The sequence below is a fragment of the Komagataeibacter xylinus genome (assembly GCF_009834365.1).
Classification (GTDB): domain Bacteria; phylum Pseudomonadota; class Alphaproteobacteria; order Acetobacterales; family Acetobacteraceae; genus Komagataeibacter; species Komagataeibacter xylinus_D.
Genome location: NZ_CP041348.1, coordinates 2883531 through 2894399 on the forward strand (window position 1 = coordinate 2883531; position 10869 = coordinate 2894399).

Annotated in this window: 17 protein-coding genes; 7 read left to right on the forward strand and 10 right to left on the reverse strand. The window is 61.8% G+C overall.

Features of this window, described 5'->3' with window-relative positions; all coding sequences use genetic code 11:
- Positions 1 to 114: 114 nt before the first annotated feature.
- A complete protein-coding gene (locus FMA36_RS13850) occupies positions 115 to 1344 on the forward strand; it encodes a tyrosine-type recombinase/integrase (protein WP_159262906.1) in 1230 nt (409 codons plus the stop codon).
- Here FMA36_RS13850 and FMA36_RS13855 read toward each other — a convergent pair.
- The 10 genes from FMA36_RS13855 to FMA36_RS13900 form a co-directional block, all read right to left on the reverse strand.
- Positions 1333 to 1542: a helix-turn-helix transcriptional regulator gene (locus FMA36_RS13855; RefSeq protein ID WP_167518037.1), complete on the reverse strand. Its 210-nt coding sequence runs from the start codon at positions 1540 to 1542 to the stop codon at positions 1333 to 1335. The genes FMA36_RS13850 and FMA36_RS13855 overlap by 12 nt on opposite strands.
- Complete coding sequence (locus FMA36_RS13860) at positions 1535 to 1786, reverse strand: hypothetical protein (protein ID WP_159262907.1); 252 nt, start codon at positions 1784 to 1786, stop codon at positions 1535 to 1537. Before FMA36_RS13860 ends, FMA36_RS13855 begins: the two co-directional genes overlap by 8 nt.
- Positions 1783 to 1923 carry a hypothetical protein gene (locus FMA36_RS13865; protein ID WP_159262908.1) on the reverse strand — a complete coding sequence of 47 codons (141 nt, stop codon included), beginning with the start codon at positions 1921 to 1923 and terminating at the stop codon, positions 1783 to 1785. Before FMA36_RS13865 ends, FMA36_RS13860 begins: the two co-directional genes overlap by 4 nt.
- Positions 1920 to 2138 carry a hypothetical protein gene (locus FMA36_RS13870; protein WP_159262909.1) on the reverse strand — a complete coding sequence of 73 codons (219 nt, stop codon included), beginning with the start codon at positions 2136 to 2138 and terminating at the stop codon, positions 1920 to 1922. The genes FMA36_RS13865 and FMA36_RS13870 overlap by 4 nt, the downstream gene beginning before the upstream one ends.
- Positions 2138 to 3778 carry a ParB/RepB/Spo0J family partition protein gene (locus tag FMA36_RS13875; protein ID WP_159262910.1) on the reverse strand — a complete coding sequence of 547 codons (1641 nt, stop codon included), beginning with the start codon at positions 3776 to 3778 and terminating at the stop codon, positions 2138 to 2140. The genes FMA36_RS13870 and FMA36_RS13875 overlap by 1 nt, the downstream gene beginning before the upstream one ends.
- Complete coding sequence (locus FMA36_RS13880; RefSeq protein WP_159262911.1) at positions 3775 to 4020, reverse strand: hypothetical protein; 246 nt, start codon at positions 4018 to 4020, stop codon at positions 3775 to 3777. The genes FMA36_RS13875 and FMA36_RS13880 overlap by 4 nt, the downstream gene beginning before the upstream one ends.
- Positions 4007 to 4270: a hypothetical protein gene (locus FMA36_RS13885; RefSeq protein ID WP_159262912.1), complete on the reverse strand. Its 264-nt coding sequence runs from the start codon at positions 4268 to 4270 to the stop codon at positions 4007 to 4009. Before FMA36_RS13885 ends, FMA36_RS13880 begins: the two co-directional genes overlap by 14 nt.
- A complete protein-coding gene (locus FMA36_RS13890) occupies positions 4267 to 4482 on the reverse strand; it encodes a hypothetical protein (protein ID WP_159262913.1) in 216 nt (71 codons plus the stop codon). Before FMA36_RS13890 ends, FMA36_RS13885 begins: the two co-directional genes overlap by 4 nt.
- A gap of 864 nt (positions 4483 to 5346) precedes the next feature.
- The gene (locus tag FMA36_RS13895; RefSeq protein WP_159262914.1) at positions 5347 to 5754 is read right to left on the reverse strand and encodes a hypothetical protein; all 408 of its coding nucleotides are present in this window, start codon (positions 5752 to 5754) and stop codon (positions 5347 to 5349) included.
- The gene (locus FMA36_RS13900) at positions 5754 to 6425 is read right to left on the reverse strand and encodes an XRE family transcriptional regulator (protein WP_159262915.1); all 672 of its coding nucleotides are present in this window, start codon (positions 6423 to 6425) and stop codon (positions 5754 to 5756) included. The genes FMA36_RS13895 and FMA36_RS13900 overlap by 1 nt, the downstream gene beginning before the upstream one ends.
- 57 nt (positions 6426 to 6482) lie before the next feature.
- Between FMA36_RS13900 and FMA36_RS13905 the strand changes: the two genes are divergently transcribed.
- The 6 genes from FMA36_RS13905 to FMA36_RS13930 all read left to right on the forward strand — a co-directional run bounded on the left by FMA36_RS13905 (position 6483) and on the right by FMA36_RS13930 (position 10614).
- Positions 6483 to 6734, forward strand: a complete 252-nt coding sequence (locus FMA36_RS13905) for a YdaS family helix-turn-helix protein (RefSeq protein WP_240906582.1) — start codon at positions 6483 to 6485, stop codon at positions 6732 to 6734.
- On the forward strand, positions 6731 to 7027 hold the full coding sequence (locus FMA36_RS13910; RefSeq protein WP_159262916.1) for a hypothetical protein: 297 nt from the start codon (positions 6731 to 6733) through the stop codon (positions 7025 to 7027). The genes FMA36_RS13905 and FMA36_RS13910 overlap by 4 nt, the downstream gene beginning before the upstream one ends.
- Before the next feature lie 159 nt (positions 7028 to 7186).
- Positions 7187 to 7537 carry a hypothetical protein gene (locus tag FMA36_RS13915; protein ID WP_159262917.1) on the forward strand — a complete coding sequence of 117 codons (351 nt, stop codon included), beginning with the start codon at positions 7187 to 7189 and terminating at the stop codon, positions 7535 to 7537.
- Positions 7534 to 7746, forward strand: a complete 213-nt coding sequence (locus tag FMA36_RS13920) for a hypothetical protein (RefSeq protein WP_159262918.1) — start codon at positions 7534 to 7536, stop codon at positions 7744 to 7746. Before FMA36_RS13915 ends, FMA36_RS13920 begins: the two co-directional genes overlap by 4 nt.
- Positions 7743 to 8774, forward strand: coding sequence for a DUF7146 domain-containing protein (locus FMA36_RS13925; RefSeq protein WP_240906373.1), 1032 nt, complete (start codon positions 7743 to 7745; stop codon positions 8772 to 8774). Before FMA36_RS13920 ends, FMA36_RS13925 begins: the two co-directional genes overlap by 4 nt.
- Positions 8758 to 10614: an ATP-binding protein gene (locus FMA36_RS13930; RefSeq protein WP_240906374.1), complete on the forward strand. Its 1857-nt coding sequence runs from the start codon at positions 8758 to 8760 to the stop codon at positions 10612 to 10614. Before FMA36_RS13925 ends, FMA36_RS13930 begins: the two co-directional genes overlap by 17 nt.
- The last annotated feature ends 255 nt before the right edge of the window (positions 10615 to 10869 follow it).

A 10869-nucleotide genomic window follows, 5' to 3' on the forward strand; every position in this document is an offset into this window, starting at 1 on the left:
GTTTTTTGTGTTTCCTAGATCCCTACTGTTCCCTGTTTGTATCAGGTAGTCCCAGCAGATCGCGGGTATCAAGCGGGTATGGATGAGCAGTGAGTGGGTAAGGGAAAATCTGCGATGCTGACTGACGCGAAAATCCGGGGTGCAAAGCCCGAAATCAAAGCCTACCGGCTGCCCGACACTGGCGGGTTATTTGTGCATGTCATGCCAAGCGGAAAGAAGGTATGGCGCCTGCGCTACAAATTCCAGAAACGCGAGCAGCTCCTGACCCTGGGCGATTACCCTACGATCTCCCTGGCAGATGCCCGTCTGGAACGTGAGGCAGCCAAGCGCATCCTGCGGGAAGGGCGAAACCCATCCCTCGACAAGAAAATCGTAGCGCAGGCCGCCAGGGTTGATCCATCGACAACATTCGAGGCCATAGCAAGGGAATGGCATGACCAGCGAAAAGTCTTGTGGACCCCACATCATGGTGCCGAAGTGCTGCGCAGCCTGGAGCGGCACGTTTTCCCAGCGCTAGGACATTATCCCATCAATGATTTGACCCCTCCCCTTGTGCTGGCGACCCTACGCGCGATCGAGGAGAGCGGCGCAAACGAAACCGCGCACCGCATGCGCCAGCGGATGAGTGAGGTCTTTGTGCATGCGATTGCGTCTGGCATCGGGTCGGCTGATCCAGCCCGTATCGTGGGGCCGGCACTTCGTCCGGTGGTGCACCGACATCAGCCAGCCATCACGGATCTGGATCAACTGCGTGATCTTGTCCGTCGTGCGGAATCTGAAGATGCCCACCCTACAACCCTGCTGGCACTCAGGCTGCTTTACCTGACGGCAGTCCGGCCTGGCGAACTACGTGCGGCGCGATGGGATGAGTTTCAGGACATGGATGGTGACCGACCCCTGTGGTCTATTCCGGCCGAGCGGATGAAGATGAGGCGTGGGCATATGGTACCTCTGTCACGCCAGGCTGTGGCTACAATAAAAGCATTGCGCCCATTTAGTGCGCAATGGCCTCACCTGTTTCCAAATACACGGCGGCCAGTTACCATCATGAGTGGAAATGCGTTGGGATATCTGCTCAACCGTGCCGGCTTTTACCAGCAGCATGTGCCTCATGGCTTCCGGGCTTCGTTCTCTACCATTATGAATGAGCGAAGGCCGGCTGATAGGCAGATCATTGACATCATGCTGGCCCATGCTCCCAAGGATAAGGTGGAGATGGCCTACAACAGGGCGCTCTATATGGAGCGCAGGCGCGTTCTGGCGCAGGAATGGGCCGATCTGGTTAGCGAGGGACAGATCGGCCTGGATGACCTGGTGTCAAAAAAACGTAGGTCAGGCACCTGACGCGCCAGTGCCGCCCCTGATCCAGCTATCGATAACGGCCGAGTTCCAGCGAACGGCTCCCGCCGAGAGCTTGCGTGGGGCCGGAAAAGTGCCGGCCTTCACGTAGCGGTAAATGGTCATGCGGCTGAGGCCGGTACGGGTCTGAACCTCCTTTGAAGTCAGCAGCCGGTCCTCGGCTTTATGCGCCAACTCACCCATGTTTTGGTTCCTCCCCTGTATCATTCGTGCCGGTCAGCAGCCCCCGGCCCTTGAGCATGTGCTTGCCGCCCTGGTGGGTCAGTTTGGCAATGATCGAGATCCGGCAGCCGTGCGGGTCGGACAGATAGCCAACATAGTTGCCGTCCCTGTCCTGCTGGAGGGTGAAGTCATAGACCTCCTTCCCCAGCACGGTGCCCCGGAATATCGGGTGATCACGCCAGTCCCTCTTCCTGGCGGCACTCATGGCACTGCCACCAGCCACAAGCCGATCAGGAACGCCCAGATCAGGCAGGTCACGGCAACGGCGTGCAGCAGCTCCAGCGGTGATGGAAGCTGCTCCATGAAGCGCTCAAGCCGCCCATCTTCATCATGCTGGATCATCGCTTCTCATCCTGTCCGGGCGCATCGATCAGACGCACATAGTCCTCGGCATTCGGGCAGCCGATGACTACGGTGTGCTGCTTTCCCGTGGCCACGTCCTCAAGGATGACAGCGGGACTGGTGATCCAGCCCACGGCGCGATAGATCGGGCCGCCATGCTTCCTGTGGTAAATCTGCACGGGGTCGTTCTCGGGATCATACGGTGAAATAGGCATCAGGCCGCCTCCTCCTGCTGTCCGCCCTTGCACGTCCATGGGGTCATAGCCGGACCAGGCGCACCAAAATGCACGGGCTGCCAATCGGGGGCGCGACCAACCAGCCAGCGGCGCAGGTCGGCCACCTTGGCGGGGGGCTTTTCATCGCGCGGGGCATAGTCGCGGGCTATTTCCCTAAGCGTACTGCCGCTCACGAAAGCCAGCATTTCCGGCGTGTCCAGCTCGGGCATTGCGGCATCGGCATTGATCAGCGCGCCGATATATTCCGGCGCGTTCCAATAGTATTCACTCTTCCATGAGGATGTCTGCCGATGGGCAGGCACGATTGTCATGGTCTGGGCCAGCATCTCGCCCGCCAGTTCGGCCATGCGCTCAAAACCAAGGCTGGGTAGGTCACCCTCGGGCGTGACCAGGGCCGCGAGCATGTCCCAGCTGACGCCCGTGCGTGTCGCATACCCGATCAGCAGGGCATGGAATGCATCTTCAGGCGTCATGCGCAGCGGATTGCGCAGGGCATCATGCAGTGCAGCGGTGCGGATGCTGGCCAGCATATCCTGACCGGCCTTGGTGATCTGTGGTTCCTCTGCCGGGGTTTCCTCGGGCTCGACGGCATGGACCGGGTCGGCATCGGCACCCTTGGCCTCGATCACCTCATCATCCGTCTCGCCCGGCACCTCGGCCGCCACGGCCTTGAACGGCTTGATGATCACGCTCACCACCTTGCAGGCATCATGGTGGTGGTTGACCGGCACAATGGCATAGGCCCGCTTGTGGCGGCTGCGCCTGGTCAGCACCTTGTCAGCCCCGCCGGAGCTGTCAGCATACACCCAGCCTCTGGGCAGCTGTGGCAGCAGGGTGGTGCTGTTGTAGTCCACCAGCAGCGCGGGTTCGTCGCCGGTCTGGATAAGTTCCTCAACCGCACCGCGCTGCGCTGCCATGAAGTTCACCACGTCGGTCGTGGTGAACTGGTCTGGCGATCCGGGCTCTGCAAACAGATCCTCGTCAAACACGATGCCCGAGGCCTCAACGTCAAACAGGGCACGCTCGCGTGGGATACGACGGGTGATGCACTCTGCCGCGACGCTGTTCCATTGAACAGCGTCACCATGATAAACATGGCGCTTTAGCGCCGCTATCTGCACCTCATGCGGCGCCTGCGCGATCTCGCCCAGCGTGCGCCAGGTCGGCAGGCTGCGGCCCGTCAGGGCATCAAGCACGTCCGGCGCCAGCCGGCCCAGCTTGCATATCTGCCCCACCTGTCGATCAGTCATGCCCAGTGCCGCTCCGGCCTTCTGAACCGTGTAGCCGTCCTGCACCATGCGCTCGATGTGGCGCCACTGGTCCACCGGGTCGACCGGTACGCGCTGGATGTTCTCGGCCGCCTGGGCCGCCTCGGCCTCGACCTCACTCAACAGGTGAACGATGGCCGGTATATCGGTCAGCCCTGCTCTCCGCGCCGCGTTAAGCCTGCGGTAGCCTGCAATTAAAATGTAGCCGCCGTCCGGGTCAGGCCGCACCACGACCGGCTGCAGCACGCCCAGCGTGCGGATGGAGCCGGTCAGCGCTTCCATGGCCTCGGCCGTCGGCGGCACTTGGCGCATGTTGCCGTTTTCGTGGATGTCATCAATGGCAACCATCATGATACTTTCCCCCGGAAAGGGATCGAGACCATGGTGGTGGCACCCAGCAGGATGTCCTCCACCAGCTTGCGGCAGGTGTCAGCCTCCTTGAAGCATTTCAGGGCCGTGTCGGTCGCGCCCTGCTCCAGCTGGCGGCGGCCGTAGCTGTCCAGGTTGCGGGCGTTGACCTGATACAGGCGGGCCGCCGTAGCCTGATCGGGTGACAGGCGCGCGCACAGTTCATCAGCATTAATGATGTTCATGGGTTTTCCCGTGATTGGGTCGGAAGGAAATCGGGCGTGGCAGCGCCACGCGACGTGGGGCTTCGGCGATCAGCTGGTCATGCAGCGCGATGGCCTGGCGCGCGGCCTCGGTGTCGCCCGAAACAGTGAGGCTGGCTGCAAGCTCACGATAGGCATCTGCCGTGATCAGCAGCGTATCGGCCGAGAACCGGCGCGAGGTCAGCATCAGCCGGGTCAGGCGCCGGTAGCACGATGGCAGGCGGCCCTTCATATCCGGTAGCCTCGGGCGCAGACGGGCGGTATTGCGTGCTGGTGCAGGCTGGGCGTTTCGACGATCAGGCCGCCCCCAAGCCACGCAAAGAACAGCACAAGCGCAGTATAGGACAGGGCCAGAAACAGAAAGACGGCAGGTAAAGCGATGCCATTGGCATCTGGCCCCTTATCAACCTTGAACTGGGTAAATATCGGCAATCGTTTCTTCATCTGATCGCCCTTCTCATGCCTTGTAGGCTCTGGATCGGGGGCCGCTGGCCGCTCACGTTTCTTCGGATCATCGCCAACAATGATGCGATTGGGCTCCGTCGGCGGCTCACTTTCGGTATGAGGCGGTATTGGCCCATAGAAGAACCCTCTGCCCTCGGACGGCTTTTGGGGTGGATTAGGCCGCGGTGGAGAGGATGCTTTAACCATTGGTCTTGGCCCCTGTGCATGTAGCTGGCGGGGCAGCTTTTTCAGATGGGTTGACACGCATCTCAATCCCGAACCAGACCAGCAGCACAATCCAAGAAACAGCGGACAATACGAACAGCCATCCAGGCGGCGCGTGGCCAATGTCATGCCGCACTGGCGGCGGCATCGTTGGGGGTGGTGGCGGCGACAATGGTAAACTCTCGGCCGTTGGCCGCCGTAGCGCGTCCCGCGCATACATGGAGGGCTTAACCATGCTGGCCACGCCCCTGCGCTTTGATGCGGGCCATCTGTTGCTGGAGCTTGGCTGCCATCTCGCACGCACCGATCAGGAAATTACCAGCCATGTCGAAATCGATTCCGACGACTAGACCAGCAGCCGGCCCGCACCTGCTACGCGCGCCAAAGTGGTGCCGCAACCAGCTATCATCGCCATGAAACGGCCCGTTAAGCAGATCATGTGAGATCATCTGCTGTTCGGTCATGCGCCAGGCTATTCCCTTGGCGTCTTTAATCAGGAATTTTCCCTTGTCAGAGCCTGACGGCACAACGGGACATGATGTGAGAATATTAGGCACGCCGGCCCTCCATCGCTGGTGACGATGGAGAATGTGTAAGCAGTGCTTTAACTGCTTACAAGCGAAAAGTGAAAGCTATGCTTTAATTTCCACTTTCGATGGCTGGAATGCCTGTGCCCAGATCCGCTGGCATGTACCACAGAGGCGGTATATCTGCCCCTGTGTCGGTCGCCCATGCCTGGACCGTGCCGTCCTGAACCCAGCCAACCTTCAGCCTTTGTCCTGCTGGAACGGCGCCGCATTGCAGGCGTGCTATGCGGGCCTCCCAGTCCGGGCGCTGGCGGAATGCGGCGATGCGTTTTTCCAGTGCCAGGCGCATCCCTGTATTGCTGCAGCCGATCGCGGGATTGTGCTGGGTGTAGACGATCTCACCACGCCTGAAACCATCGCCTTCCGTGGCTGCCCCGTAGCCGTTCCCCACGGGCGCTGCATATGCGCTGGCGGCAAGGATGACAGTGAGGGCGGAACAGAGCGCAGCAGACCTGACCATTACTTCCAGTCCCATTTCCCCACGACACGGCCGCCTATCGAGATATCCTCAAGCAGGCATTCATATGAGGCATAGCTGGGGTTGATGCTGCTGATCATGACGGCCGGCGGCGTGCGCCCCAGCAAGACCTCGATGCGCTTGAGCACAAGGCCAAAGCCATCCCACAGCACATAGATTCCCGGCGGCGTCGGGCCGCGCTGGGAGATATCAACCAGAACCTTATCGCCCGCCATGTAGTCGGGCTGCATGCTGTCGCCCCTGATTTCCAGCAGGCGCAGATGGTCCGTATTCCTGATCAGACGCCCGAAAAAGCCAGCCGGCAACACCCATTCCGTCAGCACGATATGGTCGCCGTTACCATCGAGAGGCGGCATGCCCCCACCACTGCCGGCCTGCGGGGTCGCCGCCAGTTCCGGGATGATAATGGTGGGGCCATCCTGTGGCTCGACGCATCTGATTGGTGGAGAAGCATCCGAGGTATCAGCGAATAGCTCATCCATCGAGACGCCCAACACCTCCAGCAGCCGCTGCGTCCGCGCGTGCGTGGGGTGCGTGCCGCGCTTCAGCCACTGATTTACCGCCTGTGACGATATATCCAGCTGCCGGGCCAGTTCCGACTGGTCGATGCCACGGGCTTCCATGAGTCGGGCAAGGTTCTGTGCGAAAGACATGCTTTAGTTTATCCCCCTTCCCGCTTTTAATCCCTACAAGAGTTGCTTGCATTGAAAGTGAAAGTGTGGCTTTCATTCGGCATGGAAAACAGCAGTCTCCCTGAAATCATCAAGCGCGCCGGCGGCCGTCGGGCCATTGCCCGCGCGCTGGGCATGACCGAACAGGCTGTCGGTCAGTGGAAGCAGGTTCCGCCGCGCTGGGTGGTGGATGTTGCTGCAATGGCCGGGATGTCGCCTACGGAAATCCGGCCCGATGTCTTTCGCGATCCTCTTCCTCAAGTAATGCAATCGATTGGAATAACAGCATGAATGAAAACCAATACTGTGATGGGCATGCTATGGCGCCGAACGTTTCCACACAGGAAAGCATTCGCAATGCTGAAGCCCAGATCGCAAAAGGCCGAGCCGATCTGGAGCGGGCAAAAGTCAAGGAACTCAATGAGAAACTGCAGGAGGTCCAGATTCTCCGTCGTGCCATTGGCTGTCCGGCTACCGTCTACGTATTGAATGGGGACGGCGTTGCTTTGGTTGAGGTCGATAAGGGTGCCGCCATCTGCACCTTTGAGCAGACAGCTCTCATGCTGCGCCGCGAAAACGGCTGACCATGAACTGCGGCGCGCCTTGTATTGGTAAAATGACGCCGGATGCGCGAACGGTCTCCCCAGTCCGTTGCGCACCCTTGGGCGTGTCGTGTGCTGTCTCCCTCCCTGTCCAGTTCTCCGTCACCAACATTGTGGAGACTGACAGAGAGGACACCCAAGATGTTGGGTATTTCACCCACGCGCGCGGGTATTTCACCCAAGGCCAGCATGGAGGCAGGCGGCATGTCCGGTAGCACCATGACCGAGCAGTTCCAGAACACCGTGTGCGGCGAGATTGAAAGCCGCCGTGGCCATGGCCTGAAAGCGGCCTTTGTCGAGGTCGCGCGCCTGTTCGGCCTGACCGAGCGACGCGTGCGCGCCTGTTGGCACCACGAAATCCGCCGCGTGTCGGTGGATGAATGGGAGGTCGTTCGCGCCCGGCACCGCCAGTTGCTCCAGCAGCGGCATGACCGCCTGGCCCACGAACTGGAGCTGATCGCCGCCGCCATGGATGACGGGGGCCTGCCATGAATGATGTGTGCATCATCATCATCGAACTCGGGCAGTTCGGGCAGTTCATGTGCGTCACGGTCTATGACCGGCTGCGCCATGTCTTCCGCACGCTGCGCATCCGCATCATGGAGGCGCGCATCGAGCGCACCAACCGGCACATGAAGCGCGTGCTGGCACGCCAGATCAAGCGCCGCGACCGCGTGCAGAAATGGATCAGCGAGCTGTGAGCGGCGCCAGCAACCTGCCCGATGCACGCGAGGTTTCGCGCATGCTCGCCCATAACATGCACGCCCTAGTGCAGACGCTGCTACCCGGTGGCACGCGGCAGGGTGCGGAATGGGTGTGTGGATCGGTTGCCGGCGAGGCCGGCCGCTCCATGGCCGTGCATCTGCATGGCGACCGGGCTGGCAAGTGGGGTGATTTCTCCACGGGCGAGACCGGTGATGCGCTCGATCTCGTGGCCGCGGTCATGACCCGTGGTGACCTGAAGGAGGCATATCGCTGGGCCGTCAACCATCTCGGCCTGCACGACATGGGCCGCGTGGCCGAGCACCGCCGCCAGATCGAGCGCAAGGCCGAGGCCACGCCTGATGAAAGCGATGAGAAGCGCCGCAAGCAGGCCCGCGCCATGTGGCTGGGTGCGCAGCACGACCTTATCAGCACGCCGGTTGATTTCTATCTGGCCGCGCGTGGCATCCGGCTGGCCGATCTGCCATCCGTGCCGCGTGCCCTGCGCTTCGCGCCCGAGCATTACTGCCATGAGATCAGGGGCAAGCTGCCTGCCATGCTGGCGGCCATAACCGACGGAACCGGCGCGCACATCGCAACCCACCAGACCTGGCTGGCGCAGGATGATGCCGGGGTCTGGCGCAAAGCGCGGCTTGAGGCCGCCAAGAAAATCCGGGGCGCGTTCCTGGGCGGATCGATCCGCCTCCAGCGCGGCGCCTCGGGCAAGTCACTCAAGGATTCACCGGCTGGCGAGATGGCCGCAATCGGGGAAGGCATCGAGACATGCCTGTCCGTCGCCCTCGCCTGCCCGGAGATGCGTGTGCTGGCAGCCGCCAGCCTCGGGAACATGGCCAGCGTGCAGCTGCCGGAGCAGATCCGCAGCGTGATCCTGCTGGCCGATAACGACGATAACGCCCAGGCGCAGCGTGGCCTGCGCCGGGCCATCGACACCCATCTGGCAGCAGGCCGCGAGGTTCGCGTCGCCCGCTCGCCAAAAGGCAAGGATTTCAATGATGCCATCACCTGACGCCTTGCAGGATGTCCGCGCCGCCGTGCTCTCGGCCGACCGGCAGTTTCAGGTCATTGACGGCGGCAAGCGCGGCGGCGGCGGACCGCCCGAAGGCGATGCCGAGAACGCCAGCTGCCCCGTCACCGCCATCGGCCATCTTGACGGCACCTATTACCTGCTCGACAGCGTGGGCCAGCTGCGCGCGCTCTCTGCCCGCCAGATCGGCAACCGGCATGACCTGGTCGGCCTGTTCGGCGGCAATGATGACTGGCTGCGCGCCCATTACCCCAAAAAGGCCCAGTGCAAGATCAAGGGGCCGGATGGTCAGGACACGACGGAAGAGCGGATCGTGGATTTCCGCATCAACTCGGTCGCGGCCTTCCTCCAGTCCGAATGCACGGCGGCAGGCCTGTTTGGCGATCATATCCTGATCCGTCGCCCCGGCATCTGGGCCGAGCGTGATGGCATGCCGGTGGTGCATTGTGGTGATCAGGTGCTGATCGGTGACCGGCTTGAGCCCGCTGGCACGCGCACGGGCAATCAGATCTGGGCGGCAGCGCCACCAGCTGCCCGCCCTGGCGTACCGTGTGGGCCAGATATCGGGCGCGCGCTGCAGTACCAGCTGCAGGAACTGTGGAACTATCGGTGCGATGGCGGCGCCATCATGGCCATGGGGCTGCTGGGCTGTGCCTATTACGGCGCTGCCATTCCGTGGCGCCCTGCCGGATTCCTGATCGGTGGCGCAGGCTCGGGCAAGTCATCGCTGCTGACCGTGCTGCGCGCGGCATCGCCCATGAACTTCTACACCAATGACACATCCAAGGCCGGCCTGGAGCAGTCGCTCGATGGCCGCGCCATGCCATCCTTCATTGATGAGGCATCCGACCGCGAGGACCAGCGCGGCGCCCGTGCCCTGCTCGATCTCGTGCTCTCGGCGTCGGGCGGTGAAGGAACGCGCGGCAGCCGTGGTGGCGTGGATGGCAAGGCCCGCAAGATCGAGGTGGCCGGCAGCATCATCATGGCCTCGATCTCGCCACCGGACATGAAGGCGCAGCATCTCGGAAGATTCACCATTATTGACCTTGAGCGCCCTGATGAAGGCTCCGACTACAGCACCGAGCACAAGGAACTCAAGGAATGGGCGCAGCAAAATGGCCCGGCGCTCTGGGGCCGTGCGCTGGCAGGATGGACCCGCTACCGCGATGGCCTTGCCATCTTCCGGCGCGCACTGGCGGCCATCGGCTGCGCCCCGCGCGAGATGGATCAGCTTGGCGCGCTGCTGGCAGGCTGGTTCATCCTCACATCCGATGGCCTGCCGACCGAGCAGCAGGCAGCCGCCGGCGTCGAGGCCGTGCGCGACTTCATCCGCGACCGCGAGGACGTGGTGGCGCAGGACGCGCCCATGCAGATGGTCAGCCACCTGCTGTCCACTACCGTCCAGCTCCAGCGCTCGACCGAGCGCAAGAGCATCGGCGAACTGATCGAGCGCATCCTGACCAAAAAGCTCGCGGTCGAGGCCGATGGCCCCGACTTCACGCGCGGCGTTGCAGCCGAGGTGCTGTCACAGCACGGCATCCGCGTCATCCGCGCCGATGAGCCAAAGGACAAGCGCGGGCGTGACGCGCCGCGCCTCGCGCTCGGGAACGGCATCTGGTTTGCCCCCAACAATTCCATGCTCAAGGAACTGTTCAATGGCACGCCATTCGAGGGCAATCGCTGGGTTTACGAGGTCATGCGGCTGGAAAGCGCCAGGCGCAATGCCAAGGCCATGCGTGTCGGCCAGACACCGCCGGCAAAATGTATCTGGGTCTCGGCAGAAGAGCTTGGCTTTGAGGGAGATGATGGTAATGATGACTGACAACGCGCGCCCATTACTGGTTCACGTAACCAGTCGTAACCGGGATGTAACCGGAAAATGCAGCAATAACAGCGTTGTAACCATGTAACCGCTGTAACCGCGTTTTTCCCTTGTATAGGCGTATGGGGAACCCTGCGCCTCTTTGCACCCAAAATATCGGTTACACTGGTTACATAGTTACATATCCTTATAATATACTGATATATAAGGATTAATGATGTAACCGGGCTTGTAACCTCCATGTAACCGGCAGTT